Source organism: Streptomyces sp. NBC_00464 (assembly GCF_036013915.1).
GTDB lineage: Bacteria > Actinomycetota > Actinomycetes > Streptomycetales > Streptomycetaceae > Streptomyces.
On sequence record NZ_CP107900.1, the window covers coordinates 67,094 to 90,616 of the forward strand.

The 23,523-nt window shown below is 69.4% G+C and carries 16 protein-coding genes, 2 pseudogenes and 2 CRISPR repeat arrays (1 of these 20 running past the window's edge); of the genes and pseudogenes, 9 read left to right on the forward strand and 9 right to left on the reverse strand.

The window, feature by feature from the left end; translation table 11 throughout:
- The first annotated feature begins 144 nt into the window (after positions 1-144).
- Positions 145-783, forward strand: a complete 639-nt coding sequence (locus OG912_RS38180) for a hypothetical protein (RefSeq protein ID WP_327713726.1) — start codon at positions 145-147, stop codon at positions 781-783.
- Here OG912_RS38180 and OG912_RS38185 read toward each other — a convergent pair.
- The gene (locus OG912_RS38185; protein WP_327713727.1) at positions 777-2,540 is read right to left on the reverse strand and encodes a HEAT repeat domain-containing protein; all 1,764 of its coding nucleotides are present in this window, start codon (positions 2,538-2,540) and stop codon (positions 777-779) included. The genes OG912_RS38180 and OG912_RS38185 overlap by 7 nt on opposite strands.
- Before the next feature lie 348 nt (positions 2,541-2,888).
- Here OG912_RS38185 and OG912_RS38190 point away from each other — a divergent pair.
- From OG912_RS38190 to OG912_RS38225, 8 genes and pseudogenes are all read left to right on the forward strand, one after another.
- Positions 2,889-3,074 (forward strand): annotated as a pseudogene (locus OG912_RS38190) (PHP domain-containing protein); the annotation flags it as partial.
- Positions 3,057-3,530 (forward strand): annotated as a pseudogene (locus tag OG912_RS38195) (site-specific integrase); the annotation flags it as partial. The pseudogenes OG912_RS38190 and OG912_RS38195, both read left to right, overlap by 18 nt.
- Positions 3,527-3,871 carry a helix-turn-helix domain-containing protein gene (locus tag OG912_RS38200; protein ID WP_327713728.1) on the forward strand — a complete coding sequence of 115 codons (345 nt, stop codon included), beginning with the start codon at positions 3,527-3,529 and terminating at the stop codon, positions 3,869-3,871. The pseudogene OG912_RS38195 and the gene OG912_RS38200, both read left to right, overlap by 4 nt.
- A 142-nt stretch (positions 3,872-4,013) precedes the next feature.
- A complete protein-coding gene (locus OG912_RS38205; RefSeq protein WP_327713729.1) occupies positions 4,014-6,164 on the forward strand; it encodes a hypothetical protein in 2,151 nt (716 codons plus the stop codon).
- A 72-nt stretch (positions 6,165-6,236) separates the two neighbouring features.
- The gene (locus OG912_RS38210) at positions 6,237-7,268 is read left to right on the forward strand and encodes an alpha/beta hydrolase (RefSeq protein WP_327713730.1); all 1,032 of its coding nucleotides are present in this window, start codon (positions 6,237-6,239) and stop codon (positions 7,266-7,268) included.
- A 305-nt stretch (positions 7,269-7,573) separates the two neighbouring features.
- Positions 7,574-9,967 carry a tetratricopeptide repeat protein gene (locus OG912_RS38215; RefSeq protein WP_327713731.1) on the forward strand — a complete coding sequence of 798 codons (2,394 nt, stop codon included), beginning with the start codon at positions 7,574-7,576 and terminating at the stop codon, positions 9,965-9,967.
- 425 nt (positions 9,968-10,392) lie between these two features.
- Positions 10,393-10,689, forward strand: coding sequence for a hypothetical protein (locus tag OG912_RS38220; RefSeq protein ID WP_443061126.1), 297 nt, complete (start codon positions 10,393-10,395; stop codon positions 10,687-10,689).
- Between the two features lie 88 nt (positions 10,690-10,777).
- On the forward strand, positions 10,778-10,972 hold the full coding sequence (locus OG912_RS38225; protein ID WP_327713732.1) for a hypothetical protein: 195 nt from the start codon (positions 10,778-10,780) through the stop codon (positions 10,970-10,972).
- Between the two features lie 394 nt (positions 10,973-11,366).
- Positions 11,367-12,615: a CRISPR direct-repeat array (repeat unit 29 nt; unit sequence CGGAACACCCCCGCGTCGGCGGGGAGGAC).
- A 17-nt stretch (positions 12,616-12,632) separates the two neighbouring features.
- On the opposite strand, the gene cas2e is transcribed toward OG912_RS38225, so the two are convergent.
- From cas2e to cas3, 8 genes are all read right to left on the reverse strand, one after another.
- Positions 12,633-12,962: a type I-E CRISPR-associated endoribonuclease Cas2e gene (gene cas2e, locus OG912_RS38230; protein ID WP_327713733.1), complete on the reverse strand. Its 330-nt coding sequence runs from the start codon at positions 12,960-12,962 to the stop codon at positions 12,633-12,635.
- Between the two features lies 1 nt (position 12,963).
- Positions 12,964-13,899 (reverse strand): type I-E CRISPR-associated endonuclease Cas1e, encoded by a 936-nt coding sequence (cas1e, locus tag OG912_RS38235; RefSeq protein ID WP_327713778.1) that lies wholly within the window; start codon positions 13,897-13,899, stop codon positions 12,964-12,966.
- 53 nt (positions 13,900-13,952) lie between these two features.
- A complete protein-coding gene (cas6e, locus tag OG912_RS38240; protein WP_327713734.1) occupies positions 13,953-14,606 on the reverse strand; it encodes a type I-E CRISPR-associated protein Cas6/Cse3/CasE in 654 nt (217 codons plus the stop codon).
- On the reverse strand, positions 14,603-15,430 hold the full coding sequence (gene cas5e / locus OG912_RS38245) for a type I-E CRISPR-associated protein Cas5/CasD (RefSeq protein WP_327713735.1): 828 nt from the start codon (positions 15,428-15,430) through the stop codon (positions 14,603-14,605). The genes cas6e and cas5e overlap by 4 nt, the downstream gene beginning before the upstream one ends.
- Positions 15,427-16,554, reverse strand: a complete 1,128-nt coding sequence (gene cas7e / locus OG912_RS38250) for a type I-E CRISPR-associated protein Cas7/Cse4/CasC (RefSeq protein WP_327713736.1) — start codon at positions 16,552-16,554, stop codon at positions 15,427-15,429. The genes cas5e and cas7e overlap by 4 nt, the downstream gene beginning before the upstream one ends.
- A 98-nt stretch (positions 16,555-16,652) precedes the next feature.
- Positions 16,653-17,300: a type I-E CRISPR-associated protein Cse2/CasB gene (gene casB, locus OG912_RS38255; protein ID WP_327713737.1), complete on the reverse strand. Its 648-nt coding sequence runs from the start codon at positions 17,298-17,300 to the stop codon at positions 16,653-16,655.
- Positions 17,301-17,397: 97 nt separating this feature from the next.
- On the reverse strand, positions 17,398-19,008 hold the full coding sequence (casA, locus tag OG912_RS38260; protein ID WP_327713738.1) for a type I-E CRISPR-associated protein Cse1/CasA: 1,611 nt from the start codon (positions 19,006-19,008) through the stop codon (positions 17,398-17,400).
- 455 nt (positions 19,009-19,463) lie between these two features.
- Positions 19,464-22,310, reverse strand: coding sequence for a CRISPR-associated helicase Cas3' (gene cas3 / locus OG912_RS38265; RefSeq protein WP_327713739.1), 2,847 nt, complete (start codon positions 22,308-22,310; stop codon positions 19,464-19,466).
- 157 nt (positions 22,311-22,467) lie between these two features.
- A CRISPR array of direct repeats spans positions 22,468-23,523; the repeat unit is 29 nt; unit sequence GTGCTCCCCGCCGACGCGGGGGTGATCCG; it runs 1,108 nt beyond the window's last position.

Consider the following 23,523-nt stretch of genomic DNA (forward strand, 5'->3'; position numbering starts at 1 on the left):
GACGCCATTCACTGGCGCTCCCTGAGGTGCGGGCCCCCAAGGTGGCGCGTTCCCTGGGAGCCCGCGAGCCCGGCCGCACTCCGGGCTAGGAGTGCCGGCAGCCGCAAGGTGTGTGCCCCTGCGCCGCCCGGGCACTGCATCGGCATGACCGCCAGCACTCCAGGGCGAGGAGAGCCCGGGGCGATCCCGCTCAGCCTGCCGTCCGGCTACACCTACAACCAGACCACCGGCATCCTGCGCGCGGACAACACCCTCACCGGCTGCACCCTCAACAACCCCACCCGCGCGCAGTCCGCCCGGTTCCGCCTAACCGGGGTCTCGACGTTCACGCTCCGGTACCTCGGCAGCCGGGTCCTCAACACCCCATGTCAGCGCTTCGGTAACTGGGAGTTCGGCGCCCTCGACGTCTCCCTCGGCGGGACGTTCCTCCGCACCGTCTGCCGGGACTGCACCGGCGCCGTCACCTCCACGACGGACACCCTCCTCGACGGAGAGACGCCCTACACCCCGACCGGACTCGTTGGCGTCTGCCCGACGTCGGCAGAGGACGAGGATGAGCCGTGCCGGGACAGCTCCCAAACCCTTCTGTGTGACACCGCCGCCCAGGAGGCGGTCACCGTCCTTGACGCCGGCAACCGGCCCGGGGCCGACGGCTGGGAGATCGTTTCGTACACCGGCTACGGGCCCGGCTACGGGCCGGAGGCGGCGCTCCCGTACCCGCACGGGCAACCGGGGGTCACCAGATGCCAGTCGCAGACCACCCGGGTCGAGCGGGGTCAGTAGGGCGGTTCCTTCCCGTAGCCGTTTCCGGCCTTTGGCCGGGCGGTGCGGGGTGCTTGGGGGTCGCTGAGCGCGTTAAGCGTGGCTCGGGCCGCGGCGCGCACTGCTTCGTCGGGGGCGTTAGTCAGCAGGCGGACGAAGGCGTGGGCGCCTTGTGCGTCAAGGCCGAAGGATGCAAGGGCATCGAGCGCACCGGTCACCACGCCCCAGCTTTGGTGCTGGCCAGCCCACGTGAGGGTGTCGGTGATCACGGGTATAGCAAGGGGGTCCTTCAGTTCGGCCAGGCAGGACAGGTAGAGGCCGGCGGGGATGGGGGCGTTGGGGCGGGCGGGGTCGATGAAGCTGAGGCCGTCGGCGAGGAGGGGGACGAGCTGGTCGGCGGCTTGCGGGTAGCCACTGACGCCGTACAGGACCCGCCAGTCGTCCACCCGGGTCTCCAGGGAGCGGATCAGGTCGGGGAGGGCGCGGGGGTCATGGTGGTCGGCCAGGGTCATGACCGCTTCTTGGTAGGCACGGCGGACGACGGCGTTGTCGGTAGCCCAGACGTCCGGGCCGTGGGCGGCCCGCAGAGTGGCCATGTAGTCGTCGAGGGTGTCGAGAAGGAGCTCGGTGTCCTCGGGAGCGACCCGGAGCCGGCCACCGAACCACTGGCTGAATCCGCCTTGGATGGTGCGGGCTGCGGCCAAGTCGTCCGGGAGCAGGTCGAGAAGAGCGGTCAGCACTGGACGGGGCAGGGTGCCGGGGAGGTCCTTCGTCATGGCGATGGCGTCGTACCGGGTGGCGGCATCGGGGCTGGTCAACTGTGCGACCAGGAGCGCCGTACGCTCCGCGATCCGGTCGCCCAAGGTCGTGTGGAGAGTGCGCAGGACACTGCTGAGCGGGGAGTGTTCCTCCCAGGGGTGGTCGGGATCGAAGTGCTCGGCGGCCAGGTGAGCGGGGCGCACCGTGGGCACGACTGCGCGGCCGCGGACGTGCAACGTCGATATGCACCACCGGCATCCGTCACACGACTTCTCAGCGGTCGGGGTCGCGGTGATGTCCCGCAGAAGGGCAATCGCGCGGGGCACAAGGCCGGCGGTGTCCTGGCCCGGGTCGATCAGGGCACGGTGTGTGAGGGCTGAAAGCCGGACGGGGGCGTCGGCGTGGGGCCGTTCAGGGCCGTCGATCAGCTCGTCCAGCCAGGTTGCCACGGTCGTCCCCACCTCTGGCAGCCGGACGGCCAGACGCGCGAGCGTGCGGACGACCATCAGCCGCTCCAAGATCCCGTCCTCGGCCGGCAGGCGCTCGGCCAGCACGCGGGCGGCGCACCGTCCGTCGGCGAGGAAGAGACCGACGGCCTCGATCGCCGGGCGGCGCACCAACGGATCCGGGTCCGCCGCGTAACGGACGAAGGTGTCCGCCCGCTCGGTCATCTCAGCGGTGATGCCGACGTGAGCCGTCGACTCGACGCCATTCGACGTGAAGTAGACGCACTCAGGGTCACGGCGCGCACTCGCTCGGCCGATGCTGAGGAGCAGTCTGACGATCTCGGCCCGGTCAGGGGTGGCAGGGTCATCTGCCATGTCGAACAGGAACGGCAAGCTCATCGCCGTGCACGGGTCGACGGCTCCCTGGTCATGGGCCTCCGCGTAGAACCCATCGAACGCCTCGGCCCGTACGGCGGGGGCCGGGGAGAGCATGTTCCTGAGATGGTCCGGGACCCCACATACCTGACCGGGCAGGTGGCCGGCCATCCAGTCGACATCATGTGCGTGGATCATGGACGACAGTCTGCAAGGGACCACTGACATCGGCGGCACCGGCTGAGCACCGTCGGCACCCTACGGACCACGCGCGACGCTCTCCGCACACCGAAGCGAGAGGACCGGGCCTCTGGCAGTCACCCCGCGCGCTGAGGGCACCACCTTCGCGGCCCCGAACTGGCCAACTCAACTGCACGGCAAGACAAGCCCAGTGCTCATTGGACAGACGCAGTGCTCGGTCACAACACCTCGTTCCGGCAGGTCGTGATCGCATTGCGAGGTCGCATGTTCGATTTATGTTCGAGTACTGTGGAGATCCAGGCGGATAGTTTGGGTTGTTTTGGGGTCATGTGACCGGAGGGCGTGATGGGTGGTGGAGTGCATCTGCATGTCGCCAGCGGCTACTCGGCCCGCTATGGCGCCTCCCATCCGCATGATCTGGTCGCCAGGGCCGCCGAGCGCGGTATCGAGGCGCTCGCGCTGACCGACCGGGACACGGTCACCGGAGCGGTCCGCTTCGCGAAGGCCGCGACCGCCCGCGGATCGGGTCCGCGCCAGCGAGAGGCGTACCTGTTCGAGGAGGGCCGCGAGTTGCTGTGGTGGTACGTGGAGCAGGTACGCGGACTGTTCCAGGACGATCCCGAACATCCTGCTGCCCCGTTGTGGCCCTCGGAGCGGCTGCCCGCCAGGGTCGCCTTGCTGAACCTACCGGTCGCCCCGGCGGTGACACCGTCGACGTTCCGCCGCTCGTTGAAGGGGGCGGGTGCGGAATTCCTGACCGGTCCGGTGCGGGAGTTGTTCCCGCATCTGCTGCGCCACGCGTGCGCGGCGCACAACTATGAGAACGGCATGTCCTTGTGGGAGGTTCAGAAATTGCTGGGACATATCTGGGCAACCACGACGGCCCGGTGTCTCGCGTCCGTACATGCGGACCCTGAGGCGGCGGACCGTAACGCTTCCGAGCGGGCCGCCCAACGGCTGCTCCTGGACCAGGGGAACCTTCGGTGAAGTGGAATCTGCGCATGGTGGCGGCCCAGCGGGATATCTGGCGTCCGGTGCAACTGCTGGCCGCGTTCAAGGCGGTGGGGTTCAATCCGTCGCTGAGCAAGACCTCGGCACTGTGGGGCGGGACGCCGGTGACGGTTCGCCTGGAGGATCTGGACATGATCTGCCAGGCACTGCAGTGCACGGTCGCTGACCTGATGCAGGCCGAGCCGGTCGCCGTCGCCGAAGCCTCTGAAGAGCAGCCGCAGGCGCTGGCGGTGGGTGAGGTGCCCAGGGCCAGGCCGGGGCCGGTGCGCCCGGTGACTCGGCGCGATGGGCCGCGTCGCCTGCTTCCGCCGAACTGAGGCTGACGTGGAGTGGACGCGGCAGTGCCGCGAGTGCCTGACTTGGGGTGTGTTCGCCCGTGACGTGTGTGGTGGTTGCAAGGAGTGGCAGCCCGCCGCCGGGCCGTCGGCGGTGTGCAGGCTGTGCCGGCACCGGCAGCGGGTGAGTATCGACGGGCTGTGCCGCCTGTGCCTGATCACCCTGCGGTCGCAGGGGCGTGCCCCGGACTTCGATGATGTGCTCGGGCCGGAGGACATCCAGCTGATGGTTCATGTGTCCGTCGGCCGACGGGGCCTTGCCCTGCCGTTGTCCCGCGGCGGCGTACGGCCGCGCAGCCAGCGGCGGAACGTGAAGGCCGGACGCCGGGCAAGGCCGCACCTGGACGATCAGGCCGTGATCCCTGCCACCGTGCCCGGGCAGGGAGTCCTCTTCCCCGCACAACGGACGGTCGATGCTCTTCACCTGACCCGGATCCGGCACCGGACCTGGCCGGAGTGGCCCCGGCTCGCCGCCCTGGCAGCCGAGATTGCCGGCGAGCGCCGGGTGAGTGACTCCTGGCGGCGGATGGTGCTGAGGCTGGTGCGGGCGGCCCTGTCGATGCGGGATGCCGACGGCGCGCGGCTTGTTGCCGAGGAGTACTTCGACCAGCTTCCTAAGGACGGGACCGGCGGCGGCGTCGAAGTCCTGCGCCGCGCCGGCCTGCTCGTGCCCCGGTCACAGCCCAAGAGCCGGTGGCCGATGCGCAGTTGCGGTCACTGCGGCTGCTGGGGTGTCACCAAGGGGCTGTGCCGGGGCTGCGAGAGCTGGAAACACGAGCCGATCCGCTACCCGGTGGCCGGCTGCGCCCGCTGCACGCGCACCCTGCCGCTGTCCACGGTGGCCGGCCTGTGCCGGGGCTGCCTGATCCACGTCCGGGAACACGGCCCCGACACTCCGGGGCACACCCAGCTCCAGCTTGCCCTAGGCAAGCGGCCCGTCACCCAGCTCAAGCACCCCGCCCGCTTCCTCGGCTACGACACCACCGCCACCACGCACCGCACCCGGGCCCGGGAACGAGCCCGGCGCAGACCGGCACACCGACCAGTCTCCGAGCATCTCGTCGACCCCCAGCAGGGCGCCTTGTTCCCGGCAATGCGCGACTGGAGCAGGCTCGCCTCGCTGACCGCGGACGAACTGCCGGCCCTGACTCCCAACGCGGAACGGCTGCTGGATGGCTTCACCCGGTTCTGCCGCGCCCAGCTCCGCTTCACCGACCCCAACCCGCACGGTCACACCGCAGCGTTGCGCGCACTGCGGATCGTGCTGGCCCACCTCGGCGCCGCGGCGCCCGTCCACGAAGCCGACCTGCGGGCCCTGGCCCGTCTCGATCCGAACATCAGCGCCCAACGAGTCATCGGATTCCTTACCCAGCTCGGGCACCTCGTGCCCGCACTCACCGTCGATCACGACCAGGCCGCCATCAACCGGCTCACCGCCTCCTTCCCCGACCCCATGCGCACCGAACTCCAGCACTGGGTCACTGTCCTCAAAGGCGAAGGACGCCGCCGCCACCAGCCCCTGCCCACCGCCACCATCCGCGGCTACCTGTGGCAGGCCGCACCCATCGTGCGCATGTGGAGCGAACACACCACCCTGACCGCCATCACCCAGCAGGACATCCACGACATCCTCACCCGTGCACCTGGCAAACCCGCCCGCAGCGCGCACCATGTCCTGCGCAGCCTCTTCGGCGCCCTGAAACAACAGCGCGTGGTCTTCCGCGACCCCACCCGCGGCATCCACCTGCCCGCCAACCCGCCACTGCCCCGCCCCCTGCCGAGCGACCGGCTCGCCGGCCTCCTCGACCGCGCTCACACCCCCCTCGCCCGCCTCCTCGTCGCCCTCACCGCCATCCACGCCGTCCCGCCCTCCCAGGCCGCCGTCATCCCCTTGCGTGACCTCGACCTGGCCAACGGCCGCCTCCGGCTGCCAAGCCGCACCCTCTACCTCGACTCACTCACCACCGAACTCCTGTGCACCTGGCTCACCCACCGCCAGAACACCTGGCCCGTTTGTGCCAACTCCCACCTCCTGGTCAGTGCCCAGACCGCCCTCGACCCCGCCGGTCCACCCATCGGCAAAACACTCCTGCGGAACGCCATCGGCCGCACCGGACTGACCGCCCGCGCCCTGTGGCAGGACCGGATCCTCGCCGAAGCCCGCCACAGCGCCGACCCCGTCCGTCTCATCCGCCTCTTCGCCATCGCTGACTCCACCGCCATGCGCTACGTCCAAGCCGCCCACCCTGAGAAGACCGGCCGACTACACCCGTGACAGCCGCCGCCGCGCACCCGTTTCGGCTAGCGTGTTGCCGTAACAATGACGGGTCGTTGGTTGGGGGATGCGATGTCCGGGCGTCAGACGTTGGGTGTGGTGTTCGTCCACGGAATTGATTCGTCGGCGAAGACGTGGGACGCGGTACGCGTCGCCCTGGCGCAGACCGAGGATCTGACCGACGTGGAACCGCAGCCCCGGTTCGAGTATGCGACCGGGCTGTTCGGCAGAGGCTGGCTCAACCCATTTCGTGCGCTAAGAGTCCTGCCGTCGATTGACACCGTCGCGGACAGTCTCGCAGCCTACCTGGACACCGAAACCACCGATCTGCAGCGGTTGGTCCTGGTCGGCCACAGCATGGGCGGCCTTGTCATCCAGCGCTACCTCACCCGCATGCTCCACCGGGGCCGCAGCCACGACCTTGCCCGCATCCGGCGGATCGTGCTGCTCGCCTGCCCCAACACCGGATCCGACCTCCTCCTGTCCTTGCGCAAACAGGTCTCCCTCCGCAACCGGCAGGAGCAGCAACTGCGTCCGTTCGATGAGCAGGTCAGTGACACCCATGCGATCGTGCTCAGGGACATCGTCAATGCCCCCGGTGTGACCGCGAACAGCTGCCCCATCCCGTTCTCGGTCTATGCCGGGGAGACCGACAGGGTGGTGCTGGCCGCTTCGGCCCGCAGCGTCTTCCCCAATGCGCTGTCCCTGCCCGGGGACCACTTCACGATCCTGCGCGAAGAGCGCACCTTCAACACCCTCAAGCAACTCCTGCGTGAAGCAGCCCAAGCCGAACCGCCCCGGCATGCAGCCTCTGCACCCAGCCCCAGCCCCTCAACGGCCGGGACTGGCTCCGAGGAGGAAGGCCCAAGCCCGAAGGCGGGTTCTGTTGAGGGTGGGAGCGGTACGGGGGCGGTAACCGCGGGCGGCGACATCATCGGCAGCGCCATTGGCGAGGGAAGCAAGGCCGCGACACCAGCTGACCTCCTGCGTCGACGCAACAAGGGGGGCCCGGTCCGGACGGTCCGCGGCGGCGGGGAAAGGTCGGTAACCGCGGGCGGCGACATCATCGGCAGCGCCATCGGCGATGACAGCGAGACCCGATGACACCCCCACGTTGGCCTGGACGCAGGCCCCACACTGCCCAGGGCCGAACCCCGCAATCTCGTGAGGGGGCGTCAAGCGGCGCTGCTACCGAAGCGCAGTCGACTCCCGCGAAGGCAGGTCCAGTGCCCCAACCGCGGTACGGCTCTCTGGAGGAGACGAACGTGCGAAGCGAGGGCGGCGCGCCCGGGCAGAAGCCAGTGGTACTCGGGGGCGGGGAAGGGTCCGTGACGGCCGCCGGCGACATCATCGGAAGCGCGTTTGGCCCCAACGCTCATGTCACGGTAGCGCTGCCCGCGCCTGGGCCGGTGGAATGGCCTGTCATCGTCGGGTCTGTTCCGGGGCAGGCGTCGGCGTTCCAGCCCCGGTCCGCGCTGCGTGAGCAAGTCAACGCTGCCTGGGCGGGGGGCGGCACGGTGGTGCTGTCCGGGGGTGGTGGGGTCGGCAAATCCCAATTCGCCTCCTCCTACGCCCACCAAGCCGCCGACGAGAAGGTGGAACTTCGGGTGTGGGTGCACGCGGCCGCCGCCGACCAAGTGGTCGCCGCCTACGCCCGCGCCGCCCTGCGCGTCCAAGCCTCAGGGGCCGACGGCCAGGACGCTGAGGCCGACGCTCGGGGATTCCTGGAATGGCTGGCCACCACAACCCGCACCTGGTTGGTCATCCTCGATAACATCATCGACCCCGACGAGATCTCGCCCTGGTGGCCCCCCGTCAGAGGAAGCGGCCGGGTGCTGGCCACGACACGGCTGCGGGAGGCAGCCCTGTCCGGCGGCGGGCGCGCCGTGGTGCCCGTTGATACCTACACCCCCGCCGAGGCGCACAACTACTTGGCGACCCGCCTGACCGACGAGGGCATGGCCCACCTCCTCGACCATCACACCGAGCGCCTTGTCGAGACGTTAGGGCGGTTGCCGCTGGCCCTGTCCTACGCCGGCGCTTACATCATCAACGAAGCCGTGTCCTGCACCGAATACCTGCAGGACTTCACCAACCGCCGGGCGCGGCTGGACGAGTTGCTGCCTGCGGACGCGGACACGGAAGGGTACGGACGGCAGGTGGCCGCTTCCCTGCTGGTGTCGCTGGACGCTGCCCAGGCCCGCGAACCGGTCGGACTGGCCGCGCCGGCGCTCCGACTGGCCGCGCATCTGGACCCTGCCGGGCACCCCTGTGCCCTCTGGGCGACCGAGGCCGTCACCACCTACCTCGCCGACCACCGCGCCGTACGGACAGGAACTGAGGACAGGAAGCCAGCCCGTGACGAGGTGCAGGCGGTGGATTCGCGGCAGGCCCGCTCAGCAATGCGGCTCCTTCACCGTTACAGCCTGCTCACCGACGACACGACCGACAGCCCCCGCGCCGTGCGCATCCACGCCCTGACTGCACTCGCCACCCAGGAGATCCTTCCCACCGACGCCGCACCCGCCATCGCCGAGGCCGCCGCCGGCGCCCTGCTGGCCCTGTGGCCCGAGGCGGATCACACCGCGCCCGGCCTAGCCGCCGCACTTCGTGCCAACACCGACACCCTTGCCACCTGCACCGACGACCTCATCACCACACCGGGCGGTCGCGCCCTGCTCTTCCGCGCCGGAAACAGCCTGCTCCACGCGGGCCTTTATGCCGCGGGGGTCTCCCACTGGCAGGCTGTTGCCCTTGACGGCGAGCGCGTGCTGGGCCCCGAACACCCGGACACCTTCACCGCACGCAACAGTCTCGCCGTCTCCTACTCGCACGCCGGCCTCTTCCATGAGGCCATCCGCATCGGAGAGCAGGTGGTCGCCGACTGCGAATGTCTCCTCGACCCCGACCACCTCAACACCCTCTATGCACGCATGAACCTCGGCGCCTCCTACCAGTACGCCGACCGCAACAACGACGGCATTACCCTCCTTGAACAGGTCGCCGCGGACAGCGGACGCATCCTCGGCCCCGAGCACCCGGACACCCTCTCCGTACGTGCGAACCTCGCCACCTCCTACCGGCACGCCGACCGCCTCCCTGAGGCCATCGACCTCCAAGAGCAGGTCCTCGCCGACAGCGAACGTATCCTCCCCCTCAGGCACCCGAACACCCTGTCCGTACGTGCCAGCCTTGCCACCTCCTACCAGCACGCGGGCCGCAACAACGACGCCATTACCCTCCTTGAACAGGTCGCCGCGGACAGCGGACGCATCCTCGGCCCCGAGCACCCGGACACCCTCTCCGTACGTGCGAACCTCGCCACCTCCTACCGGCACGCCGACCGCCTCCCTGAGGCCATCGACCTCCAAGAGCAGGTCCTCGCCGACAGCGAACGTATCCTCCCCCCCGGGCACCCGGCCATCCTCTACAGGCGTGCTGGCCTCGCCACCTCCTACCGGCACGCCGACCGCAACCTTGACGCCATTACCCTCCTCGAACAGGTCGCCGCCGACAGCGAACGCGCTTTCGGGCCCCACCACCCCGACACTCACGCAGCAGACCGGTGGCTGGCCGAGTGCCTTCTGGAGGCCGGGCGGGCGCAGCTGCCCAGCGATCCACAGGGAGCGTGGAACTATGCGCGCAGGGTCGTTAAGTGGGCGCGCCCCCGCGTGAAGAAGTACCCGGAGGTATGCGCGAGTCTCTTGCGGGCGGCATATCTGCTGGCCGCTGACGCCTTCGATGCGGACGGACGACCGGCAGCCGCCGCCGACTACCGCCGCCGCGCCGCAGGACAAGCTTGACCAGCCCGGAGTAACTCCGACGTTGCCCGGCACGGGGGTGTCGCCCGCCCCCAGGCGTCGTCCTCCGCCTCGTCATGGCCGGCGCGGCCGTCCGGGATAGCCTGGGAGTCGGCCGAGTACGCGCTGATCACCACCGAGGCGGGTGTCGCGGAAGTGGACCTGCAGCGGGTAAACCCCCTGGAGTCCAAGCCCAGGGCGGCAATCCATTTGAGGGAGTCCATGCGCTGACGCGTCCTCAGAACCGTCCGCACAGCATCTGAAGCGGAGCACCACGACCCCGGACGCCGCAGAGCACAGCTCGACGGCGACGGCGACGACTTCCTCACCATCTACGACCTCCACAACGCGGCCTTCACCTACTTCACCTTCCCCGTACCTCGCCGGAAAGCCACTACGAGCGCGAACCTGCCGTTGACTACGGCAGAATGCGGCCGTCGACATACGGGTTCGCCGCTGTACGTGTCCAGGATTCTCGGAACCCGCGCGCTTCACTCCTCGCCCTCCTCGGACTCCAGCGCGCCCGCGTCCGGACCATCTCGCTGCGCGCAGAACGGCTCCTCCCCGCCGAACAAGCCGTCCACCAGCTCACCCTCGACTCCTCCGAGGACAAGGCCCGCGACCTCGAAGCCGCCCTCGACCGCGCCTGTGCCCGCTACGGACCCGGCATCGCCACAACCGCAGCCGCCAGCAGGACCGCCCCGCCCACAGGGCGACCACGGTGACCCACCCCGCTGGTTGTCCACGAGCCCATCAGGACGGGCCAGCGCAGCGGGAGAATCCGAACCATCGTCACGACGGGATGCCACCGCCATGGATCGCTACTGCCTGACCCTGACCATCAAAGCGCGGACCATCGCGCGCGGCTGGTGGCCTGACGCCAATACGGCCGATCAGAAGTTCACGTCATGGATCCGCCTGCGAGGCGGCGCGGACGGCACCCACATCATCCTCATTGACGAAGCTGAGGACGGGCAGGTGCTGAAGTCGTGGCCCGGACCCGCCTGACCCGGTTGTCCGCTGGCGCGGGCGAGCATCCGAGCTTCAGATCAGGGCAGCCGGTAACAGGCCTTCCTCTTACTGCCCTTGAACTGGGTACAGACCAACGTCTTCGCGGGCAGTTTCGGGCCGCCGGCACGGCCAGTGTCCCCAGAGAGTCTCGACCGCGACGCCGGGTGCGCGGCCGTTGTCGCCCGTCCAGGAGGACTTCTTCCACCTGCTCTGGTCTTCATGTCCTTCCCAGGCTTCTGGTACGTCCAACGAGCCCAGAGGGAGTGGCCTTTCCTCCCTGACACCTTGTGAGCAATGACCAGTGGCACCCGGTGGGATGAGGCCTGCGTGTACCCGATGACGACACAGTAGTCCCGACGGCGCGCAGGAGGTTGTCGAGGACGGCCTTGTTCGGAACAGCCCCGCGTCGGCGGGGAGGACGCATTCATCCGGGCTCAGGTCCTCGTCGGCCTCGGAACACCCCCGCGTCGGCAGGGAGGACAGGCGCTTGAGCTCGCCCTGCATCCACGGGCGCGGAACACCCTCGCGTCGGCGGGGAGGACGCAAGTCTCGGCCTGCTCTTGAGCGCAGGGGCTGGAACGCCCCCGCGTCGGCGGGGAGGACAAGGTGGCAGGGGCGAGCAGGATGACGTCCGCCGGAACACCCCCGCGTCGGCGGAGAGGACCGGTCCCCGCTCCCCCGACCAATCCGCCGGCGCGGAACACCCCCGCGTCGGCGGAGAGGACTGCTCGGGCCGGGTGCCGAGGCGGACCGGCTCCGGAACACCCCCGCGTCGGCTGGGAGGACTTCCGCCGGTAGAACAGCCCGGTGTACGTCCCCGGAACACCCCCGCGTCGGCGGGGAGGACGGGTACGTGTCGCGGAGGTGGGCGTTGGTGCCCGGAACACCCCCGCGTCGGCGGGGAGGACGAGGGCTGCTGCGGCAGCTCACGGTCATCGGCCGGAACACCCCCGCGTCGGCGGGGAGGACGCACCGTCGTACACGTCGCGTGTGAGCTGCACCGGAACACCCCCGCGTCGGCGGGGAGGACGAGGGCAGCATGGACACCCGTACCGAGACCGACGGAACACCCCCGCGTCGGCGGGGAGGACCAGTGCCTCGGAATGCGCGGCACGGGCCCGCGCGGAACACCCCCGCGTCGGCGGGGAGGACCGCGGCCACTCACCGGCCGCGGGTCCTTGTCGCGGAACACCCCCGCGTCGGCGGGGAGGACTCCTGCTGGTCCTGCGGGGTGCCGGGGACGGGCGGAACACCCCCGCGTCGGCGGGGAGGACGGTGACGAGGTGCTCGTACGCGAACAGGGAGGCGGAACACCCCCGCGTCGGCGGGGAGGACTCGTAGCCGCTGTGCCGGAAGTGTTCCTGAGCCGGAACACCCCCGCGTCGGCGGGGAGGACAGCCTCGGCGAACCGGACCTGGTTTCCGAGGGCGGAACACCCCCGCGTCGGCGGGGAGGACACCACGTTCGACTCCATCGCGGAGCCCGGGTACGGAACACCCCCGCGTCGGCGGGGAGGACGGGTACATCGAGCTCGGCCGCGGCATCTCCGGCGGAACACCCCCGCGTCGGCGGGGAGGACGCCCCCCTCCAAAGATCAGTTGGAGGGGGGCCCGGAACACCCCCGCGTCGGCGGGGAGGACACTTCCTGACCTGCACCTCAGCCAGGGGTTTGCACTTCCTTTACTTGAGGTTGAGTGGGTGGGAGTCCAGTCATACGCATGAGAGTGAGGCCGTCGAAGTCCTCGGGAACGCGGCGGCGGGTACCCGCAGTACGGATCGTGTAGCCCTGTTCTGTGGGGGCGGGGTGGATCAAGACAGCGGCTCCGTCTTCGACGACGTCGGCTACTGAGTTCCAGAGGCTGTCGCGGACGCGCGCCGAGACGCTGCCGACGAAGATTCCTGCGACGACTTCGGTAGTCCAGCGTGAGAGAGCGCCGCGGAGGTGGTCGGGGACGGCTGTGGTGGCGATGACGAGCAGGGACGGCATCTCAGTCTCCGTCGGGTGCGTAGTTGACGCCTGCTTGCAGGGTGCCGGCTTTGGGATCCCAGAGATGGACTATGCGAACGTCCTGACTCTCGGCGCTGTCGTCGCCGTCACCGATGTCAGACGGGGGTGCGAGGAGGCTCTGGATGTCGCGGACGATGCGTGGCAGGAGTCGCAGGAGCCTCAGTTCTTCGCGGAATGAGCGTCGGGCGTCTTGTTCGGGCTGGGGCGATTGGTGGAGGGAGAAGGCGATGGGAATGGTGGTGGTGGCTTTGTAGAGGTCGGCAACGTCATAGACGAAGGCGTGTTGCTTTCCTGTGTGGACGAAGCCGAGGGCCGGTGAGCAGCCGAGGGCGAGGATGGCTGCGTGGACGATGCCGTAGAGGCAGGTGTTGGCGGCGGATAAGGCGAGGTTGACGGGGTCTTGAGTGTCCCATTGGTCGGGGTGGTAGTTGCGTCGGAAGCGGCCGATGCCGTGTTGCTCGGCCTGGATTTTGTAGAGGGATTTCATGCGTTGTCCCTCGAGGCCGCGGAGTTGGTCGAGGGTGGCGTTGGAGGGTGCCTGGTCGGGGCTGAAGCGCAGGTCGTACATGCGGGTGGCGGTGCTGAGTCGTTGGTTGGGGTCAGCCCAGGCGGTGACTTGACGCTCCAGCCAGTGGGTGGTGAGGGAGTCGGGCAGGATCGCTGCGTAGGCGCGGACGCCTGTGCTACCGGTGCAGATGACGCTGGTGCCGTGGCGGGCGAGGGTAGCCAGGGCGCGGGTGGTGATGGATACGCCGGGTCCCAGCAGGAGGCAGGAGAGGGCGGCGGTGGGGAGGTAGACGAGGTCGGTGCGTTCGTGGTTAACGTCGATGCGGGCGCAGACGCCGGTGTCGTCCTGGACGATGCGGACCTTGTCGAGGTAGAGGAAGGAGAGGGAGTCTGCGATGCGGGGGAGCATGGCGAGCGTGGGGGCGGCCAGTCGTGTCCGGGCGTCGTTGCCGGATGGGCGGGTCATGGGGTGGGTGCGGGCGCGAGGCTGAGGAGGCCGGCGCCGTAGGACTTGCCGCGGCCGATTCCGGTGAGGACGGCGTTGGTGAGTGCGTGGGTGTCGGTGATGGTGGCGGTGCCGTCGTAGCGGATGAGGCTATGGCGCATGCCGGGTTTCGCGGTGCGGCTGCGTGCGGGGGCGATGGTGTGGGGGGTGAGCGTGTGGAGTTGCAGGCCGCTGGCGGTGGCGCGGCGTTGCCACCATTGGTCGGCGTCGGGTCCGCTGAGGGGAAGGGTGCGGCCCCGTTCGTTCTTGCGGTCCAGCGAGAGACGTTCGCGTTTGATGGGGTTGACGACGATGCGGTAGCGGACGCCCAGTCCGTCGTGGAGGGCCTGGAACATGGGGGCGAGTTCTCGAGTGTCGGCGTTTCCGTAGCCGTGGGGCAGGCCGGCGGTGTTCAGGGGGTGGGCGGCCTGGACGAGGAGAGTGTGGCCGTCGTCGTCGGTGTCGAGGCGGTACAGGAGTCCGGTCTGCTGGCGGGCGTGGTCGCCGAGATGGTCGGGCACCATGCGCATGAGGGTCTTGTGCATCTGGTCGGCGTCGTGGATGTCGCGTTGGACGGCGCGGTGGTGGGGGTTGAGCCGGATGCGGGCGAGGACCGCAGGACTGGGGCTCATGCGACGGTCTCCTGTGTGTTGAGGGCGTAGCTGATGAGCCGCTCCTGCAGGGGCGGGGTGTCCTGGTGCGAGGGCCGGTTGCCGGTGCCGGTCTGACTGGTGAGGAGCCGGGCCGGGAGGTGCTCGGTGGTGCGGTACAGCGTGCGTCGGGCGTGGGCTCGGGCGTGCGGGGTGAAACTGACGGGCTGGTCATAGGAGCTGAGCTGGATCGTCTCCTGACCGCGGTCGTGTGGTGGTGGGGTTTCCCAGTAGAACCGGACCGGCACGGTGCCGTCCTCGTGATCGGTGGGGACGCGGGTGGCGGGGTCGGGGCTGAGGGGGACGTGGTGGAGGAGCTGTGTAACCGGGTCCGTGCAGTGGGGGCGCAGCAGGAGCGGTTCGTCGGGGATGCAGGAGCGTCGTCCCAGGTAGGGGGCCCAGTGGGGGGTGGTGAGGGCTTGAGTGATGCGGTTGAGGGTGGTGTCGGGGGCCTGGACGGCGATGACGAAGACGGCGTCGGTGAGGTAGTCGCGGCGGGTGATGACTGCGGCGCCTTTGTGTTTACCGCCGCTGGTGGCGGCGGTGAGCGGATCGGGCAGTCCGCCGCCGGCGGTGTGGAAGTCGGTGAGGAGGGTGCCGGGCCGGTCGGCCCTCACGGTGAACACGACGTCGTCGTAGGGGTTGTCGGCCAGGGCGGTGGTGCGGGGGCGGCCCTCGGCGGCGGCGAACATGCCGAGCAGCCCGGAGCGGGTCGGGAAAGGGGCGGTTTCCCGGGTGGGTGTGAATGCGGAGCGTTCGCCCCAGGACTGCAGGGGGCCGGCCAGGCGCAGGAGGAGTCCGTTCACGGCCGGCTGCCGTGGGCGGTGAGGGCGGCGTCGACGGTTGCTTCGATGAGGCCGGCGAACGAGGGATGTTCTTCGCCGATCCCTTCGAGGGTGTTACCGCTCACGGCGGCGTGTCCGTGGAAGGGGCGGTGGGCGTCTGCGGTGAGGCGGTGGATGCCGCGGGCGTAGGCGGCCAGTGCCTGGCGGGAGGGTCCGGAGAATCCTCCGGCGTTGTCGGCGCGCACCGGGGTCTCGAATGCGGCGGCCAGGGAGAGGGGGCGGTGGCGGCGAACGGCCAGGTAGGCGAGGTCGGGGACAGTGTGCGGGGCGGTGCTGTTCTTCTTGGCCTGGGGCAGTGACATGAGGAACTGTTCGGCGAATGAGGCCAGGACGGTGCGTGCGGCCTTGGCGTCGCCGTCGAGGTTGGTGATCAGATCGGTGAGGTTGACGGAGGCGAACCGGTAGAAGACGCCGGCGCCAAATTCGGCGGTGTTCAGGTGGCCGCTGCCGGTCGCGTCCGAGGGAAGCCAGTCGTCCACTGCGGTGAAGTAGTCGCGCTGGGGCTCCGCGGCGTGGGTGGTGAAGGCGTGAGCGACTTGGGCTGCGCCGTCTACGTTCGCTCCGGGCAGTTCGGCGAGCATGCGGCCCAGGAGGCTGATGGAGGCGGTGCGGCGCTTGAGGATCTCCTCGACGTGTGCGGGCGGCAACAGGGCACCCGGGTTCTTCTTCCCCAGCCCCTTTTCCAGTGCCTCGCGGTGGAGGGTGCACAGGGTGGTCAGCTCCTCGATGCCGCTCTCGGGGAGGAAGAGGAGCACGGAGGTGTGGCCGGCCTGCTCGACCTTGAGGGGCTTCTTCGCGCTGGCGGATGCGGCGACCTGGGCTCCGGCGAATGCGGCAAGGTCCTCGGGCCAGTCCTGGTCGCGGAGCTTTTCTGCGACCTTGACCGGCACCAGCCGGGTGCGGGCGGCCTTCTCCCCCAGGTCGGCCTCGACGCCGTGACGGATCACCCGCTTCCAGGACTGGCTGGAGACCCGCAGACGCGACGCGTTGCCGTACTTGACACTCTTCGGTGAACCGAGATCGTCACGGTTCAGATTGGCAACGGGCACTGACTGCAGTGCGTGGAAATCAGCGAACACGGACATCGGGCATCGTCTCCTTAGACGAAAAGTTCTGAGAATGGGGTTCGGGGTACGACAGACGGTCGCCGGGGCCGGGGCCGGGGCCGGGGCCGGGCGCGGCGTCAGACGGTCTGTGCGGCGTCGTTGTCAGTGGCGGAGTCGTCGTCGTGCAGGGTGCTGAAGTAGGACTCCATCCACCGGGTGGCAATCCGGTCCCGGTCGCGGTCCCACCAGGCCAGGTTCTCCAGCAGCACCGGCCAGTCGATCTGCACACCTCCGCTTTGCAGATGGCGCAGCAGGGAGGGCAGGCGGGTATGCAGGGCCTCGCTGCTCTGGCGGGCCATCAGGTGCAGGTCGGACTCTGCGGTGTTCGGTTTCATCAGGCGCTTGTTGACCCCGTCGGCCAGGGCGGTGCCCAGGGTCGGCCGCTTCCACCATCCACGCACCGCAACGCCCGTGGCTGGTCCCGGCTCTCCTTCCTGCCGGTTGGCGGCTTCGGTGTCGCGGGCCAGGCGGGGGCGGTCGGCGATCAGCGCGGCAATGGCGTAGTAGGCCCGTTTGTCGTCGGGGTACAGGTTGTCGGGCAGTCGCCGGACCAGGTAGGCGTGTGAGCGGGGGCTGCGCTCGACGGGGCGGGCGACCGCGCTGCGCAACGCGGCACGCGCCCGGTGGTCGCGGGCGCACAGTTCCTTGATGTGGTTCACGTACTTTTCCGAGTAGCGCGGCTCGTCGTCGGTCTGTGGGGGGCCAGTTGGCCGGGTATCAGGCATGGGGTCTCCGTCGGGGCAGGTCAATGACGTGGTGGGCGTCCCGGGCAGCCGGGCTGTTTGCCGGGTGTCACCGAGAGGGCGGAACGGGAGGGGAGGTTCAGGCTGCGGGGGCGGGGCGGGGCACCGCGGTCCGAATGGTCCTGCGGGCCCGGTTGCGGGCCCGGGCGACGCGCACGTCGGCGCGCATGGTGCCGATGGCATCGTCGAGGGCGTCAAGTGCCGCGTCGGCGAAGGGGCGGTGCGGGGCACTGTTCGCCCCGTCCGTGGTGAGCAGTGTCCAGAAGACCTGCTCGGCACGGGGCCAGAACACGGCCAGGGCCCGGCTGTCCCACGGGCCGGGCTTCTTCCGGTCCAGGCGGACTTTCTCCGCCATGTCCTCGCCACCGTCGGTGGTGAGTTTCCAGGCGAGGCGGGCCGCGAATGACAGCCGGTCGCCGATCTCCTCGGCGGCCTGCCGGCAGGCCCGCACCCGCAAAGCCTGGGCGGCGTCGACGTCCTCCTGCCAGCCCAGCACCGGCGGGGTGGTGGCCTCGTACCATCCGCTGTCGCGCTGCTGGCCGTCCTGGTCGAAGCCGTAGGCCCGTACCCGCAGCATGGGGGCGATCGAGCGTGGTACGTCCTGCAGGATCAGCGGCCGTTTCGACTGCCCCGGCACATCCTTCAGGAGCAGCGCGTCCAGGTCCCGCCACAGCGCCCGCCGGCCGTTCGCGAGCCGCGGGAAGTCCGGGCCCTCACCGTTGCGCGGCCGGTCCAGGACCAGGAACGGGTCACGGACATCGGAAGCGGGTGCATGCGTGGACCACGACACATAAGCGTCGCCGACCATCTGATGGCCTGCGGGGACCAGGAGGACGGCGTGACGGGCCCGGCCTGTCAGCAGATGCCCAGGCCACGTGGCGGGCGCGGCCGGGCCCAGGGGATCGGGAAGCGCATCGGCCTCCCACGGGCAGGCGTCGTCCTCATCCGCATCCACTCCCCCCGCACCCGGGACCGGGACGGAAAGGACGAGGGAAGTGAACAGGTCCGGTGCCCACGGATGGAAGGACACCGTCTTGCGCAACGGGCCCGCATCCCCGCTGCCCGCCCGCTCAGCGGTGATCTGTCGCGGCGTGCACTGCCCGGCGGGGCCGTAATAGAGCTGGCCGATCAGATGCCACAGCGCCTCCGCAGCCGGAACGGGAACAGGATCACCGTCATTGAAGTGCCCGAACAGAACGGCACCGTTCACACCCGTCGGACGACCGAAAACAAGCTTATTGATCCCTGACGGGTTCGGCTTGCCCTTCTTGTCCACGCACTGCTCGACCAGCCGGGGATCCTGCAGGAACGGCCGCACCGGGTCGAACACATCGAACCGTCCCGCCAGCGCCACGTCATCGAAGTACGCATCCACCGCGTCCGCGTCGAACCGGCCGGCCTCGAGCACCTGGGCACGCAGCCGGACCCAGTCCTCCACGTCCTCGGCTACATCAACGTCATCAAGGCGGACCCCGCCATGGCTGGCGATACGCGCCGTGAGAGCGGCAAGAATCCGCAGGAGCCCCGAAGCGGACGGCGGTAACGGAACCTCCAGATCCACGATCTCGTGCGCCCGCCGGAACAGCTCTCTCAGCCCCAGCCGCACCGACCGCTCCCCCACCGCGCCGGCCTGCACCGGCTCACGCAGCCGCACCGGAATCCACGGCTCATCACGCACATCGAAACCCACAAAAACCTCCCCCATCCGCATCGAGCGCAGCCGACGGCAATGCCTCCCGGGCCACGGTTGAGGAGGCCGGGTCAACGCAGGCGCAGTCAAGCACCCGCCACTGACAACGCGGTTGGTGTCAGGGCGTGTTGGCGACTCAAGCACATAAGGCGACCCCGTGAAGAAATATCTGGAAGGTTCGCCTTGGAGTGGTTTATGCATGGTAGGAAGCCTTTTACGTACCGCGACCGTCAAACACGACACGGCGACACAACAACCTCAGAAGTCGCTCACGAACCAATTACCCTGCTGGGCCACCGATGGAGCGCGAGCAGCCATCCGGGTGTCCGGCCCGCAGCAACCCCCGACCGGGGCAGCGAATCCTTGCCGCCGCAGGGGTGATCCCGTTCGACTCGGGGTGGTCACGTTCACCTCTACCCCTTCCCCGCCGATGCGGGGGCGCCGGCCCGACCGGCTCAGCGTCGCACAATGCCCAGCTCAGCATCCAGCGAAATGGCCTTCCCCAGCACCACGGCGGGACGCACCTCACCACCCACGACTGCCTGACGCAGCACGACCAGTTCACCCAGGAACGGGTGCCCGGCCCACACCTCGGGCACCGCAAACTCCACCGCGGACGGAGAAAACCAGTCGGCGCGCACCGGCACGGTCCGCTTCATGACCGCGCGCACCGCCTCGATCGACATCCGCCCGTCACCTCCCGGACCGGGCAGCGGGACATCACCCACGAGATCCAGCGTGACACCCCCGCTCTCCTGCTCAAACACACACAGCAGACGCACCGAGTCGGCACCGAGCCGGGTCGCCGCCTGACCTTCGTCCGCGACACCGCGCTCGTGAAGCTGGTACAGACGCCGCACAGACCGCTTACGCGGAATAGCGATATTCTCGCCGACACTACGCTGAGCGAACTCATCACCCTGCTGCGCCGTCCATGCCGCCTCCCAGCGCGGGCTTTCCCAGTCGAAGCGGTCCGCACGGTCACCATGCACCTGCTCCACCAGCTGCTGCACCTCACCCGGAATCGCGATACGGCCCCCGTCCCGGTCCGCCAGTACCCTGGACGTCTCCAGCAGCAGGTACTCCGGGTAGACAGTGCCCCACCGGACCGGAACCGCCCCGCCGCCGGCAAGCGGATCCAGCACGATCAAGTGAGGCCCGCCCTTGCCGGCCGCCCACAACGGTCTCGGCCCCCTAGGACGCCCCTTCACGCACCACCACGTCTCGTGACGCCAGCAGCGCCCTGCCCGCTGCAACAACAGCGCCAATGGCGCCAAGTCACTGATCACCACATCCGCGTCAAGATCCAGCGACTGCTCCACCACCTGAGTACCCACCACAATCCGCCGCACCGGACCACCCCCAGCCGGCCTGCCACCATCGCGGCCCAGCCCCCCGGTGATCGCTATGGTGCGCGCCTCCCGCACATCAGCGGGCAACCGCGCGTGCAGCAGCTCAATACCCCCGCCCTCGAGACCACGACTCCGCAAGCGGTCCCGAAGCCAGACAAAGGTGTCCTGCGCCTCGTCCACCGTGTTGCACACCACCAGCGCGCACCCCCCATCAGCACCCGTGACCAGCGGATCCACCAGTCGTTCGATGACCGCCAGCCTCGCCCTGGCACCACCCTGCGCCGGCTCCAGGTGATTCACCGGCTCGACCGTCACGGCGAGATCCGTCGCACGCTCCCCCACCTGCAGCGCCAGATCCTCCTCACCGATCGACGCCTGCTCACCCGAGACCGCATCCACATACAGCCAGCCCGGATACGGCACCCTGAACGAACAGCGCTTCAACGCCCTCGAACTGTGCCCGGCCCCCTGCAGGTACTCCCGCACAAGCCGGTCACTGATCGACACGGGAAGCGTCGCCGACAACAGCACCACCGGCACCCCCAACGCTCCCAGCCAGTTCAGCAAACGCCCCAGCAACACCTGCATGTACGGGTCGTACGCATGCGCCTCGTCCACAATCACCGTCTTGCCCGACAACGCCAGCAACCGCAGCGCGTTGTGCCGCACCGGCAAAACCGACATCAGCGCCTGGTCAATCGTCCCCACCGACCACTGCGCAAGCAGCGCCCGCTTCGAACCGCGCAGCCACTGAACCGGCCCCACCCCCGGAACATGCTCCTCCGCACCGACCAGCACACCCCCATCCCCACTCGCGCCCTGATCGCTGTAGGCGGCACTCAGCCACGCCATGCTGTGCGACAGCGTCAGCCCACCGCCCCCACCCCCCTGCCGCACCAGACTCCCCGCCACACGCCCATGCATCTGATCACTCGTCGCCATCGTCGGCAGCAGAAACGCGAACCCACGCGTCCCGCACACCCGGGCAAAAACCCGCTCCGCCTCCAGCGCCGTCTCACTTTTCCCATCCCCCGGCGCAGCCGTCACCACAAGAATTCCGGCACGCCCCGCACCTGGCGCGGCCAGTACCCTCTCCAAGCCCGCCACCACCGAGGACTGCAGCGCATTGGGGCCTCCTTCGATCCCGTACGCCTGCCCGAACTCCTTCCGTGCCAACTCCACCGGCGCCAGCCCCGCCTGACGGGCCAGTCCCGGCGCCAGGCGGACCGACTCCGCGAAATGCTCCCTCAGCCTCATCCGCCGGCCGCGCTGGCGCCGAAGAAGGTAGTACTCCTGGCTGACCAGCCAGTCAGCCAAAACCACCACCCCCGTCACCAGAACCGCCGCAGACGCTTCGAACACCTCAGGCCCCCGCGGTCCCCCCAGCAGGCCGAACACCGACGCTCCATGGGCAACACGCTCATCCGCCCACCGCGACCCGCCGAACAGCGCCTGATAGGCCGCCGTATCCGTCACCTCGCGCTCAAAGGCGCCGAACACACCGTGGTGCCCGCCGATAACCTCCGCCACCCGCTCCAGCGCGGACACTCCGCCCGTCCCGTCCTCCTTGAACCCCAAAGCCGTCAACAGCACAGGCGCAACCTGCATCCCAGCCAATGCGTGCCCCACCCGCTGCACCTCGGCCTGCCCTGCATCCGCAACCAAAACCTCACTCAGCTGGCCCCGGCCGCGCGCATCGCAGAACTGAAAGCCCGACACCTTCCCGACGTCATGCAAACCCGCACACAACGCCACCAGCAACCGAGCGCGCGTCGGATCATCAGCCGCCCCCAGCCCCGCAGCAATATGAGCCCGCTGACTCTCAGAGAGATACGCATCCCACAAGTACCCTGCCATCGCGGCGGAATCCAGCAGATGCCGCACCAACGGATACGGCCTCTCCAGGCCCCGCGACTTCCCCCACACCGACTCATCCGGCTCGCGCATCATTCCGACTCCCCTGCCTTGATACACGCGACACAACCACACCGCACGGACATGAACTCCCCCAACTCCGCGTGTAATCTGCCAACATGACCACGCCCGCCAAGATCAACTGCTGGGCAAAGAATCTGCAAAGGCGTCATTAAGGCGCAGGTCAGAAAGAGTGCTCCCCGCCGACGCGGGGGTGATCCGCGGAGCGGGTCAGCGGGCCGACGGCAGCCGGTGTGCTCCCCGCCGACGCGGGGGTGATCCGCTGTAACCGGCCGTGCCACAAGGCGTGCCGCAGTGCTCCCCGCCGACGCGGGGGTGATCCGCTGTCCAAGCGCACGGTCCAGTACCACCTGGAGTGCTCCCCGCCGACGCGGGGGTGATCCGGAGCCCATCATGGCCGTCACCACCACTTACGGGTGCTCCCCGCCGACGCGGGGGTGATCCGCTTGTGGAGGCCGTAGGCGAGCATGACGGGGCGTGCTCCCCGCCGACGCGGGGGTGATCCGCCACCGCCCCGGAGTCTGCAGACAAGGGACTGGTGCTCCCCGCCGACGCGGGGGTGATCCGGGCCCGCCCCGAGTGCATCCCCGAGACGGGCCGTGCTCCCCGCCGACGCGGGGGTGATCCGGACGACTACCTCAAGAAGGTCCGGGCGCAGCAGTGCTCCCCGCCGACGCGGGGGTGATCCGGCGCCGTTGCCGGGGAGCTTGGACAGGTCGACGTGCTCCCCGCCGACGCGGGGGTGATCCGAACGTCTCGCCGATCGCGGAGAGCGGGAGGGTGTGCTCCCCGCCGACGCGGGGGTGATCCGCCCGTCAGCTTCGGGTTCCGTCCTTGCCGGGAGTGCTCCCCGCCGACGCGGGGGTGATCCGCCCGTCAGCTTCGGGTTCCGTCCTTGCCGGGAGTGCTCCCCGCCGACGCGGGGGTGATCCGTCGTGGCGGGCGGTGAGGCTGACCAGGAACGCGTGCTCCCCGCCGACGCGGGGGTGATCCGATCCTCGGCTCGGTGGGGAGCGGCGGACTCGCGTGCTCCCCGCCGACGCGGGGGTGATCCGTACAGGTGGACGCCACCGCTGGGAGTGACCACGTGCTCCCCGCCGACGCGGGGGTGATCCGCTCCGGCCCCGGGCGAAAAGGCCGGCGGGGGCGTGCTCCCCGCCGACGCGGGGGTGATCCGAACCCCACCGAGGCCCGCTTGACGGTGCTCCGGTGCTCCCCGCCGACGCGG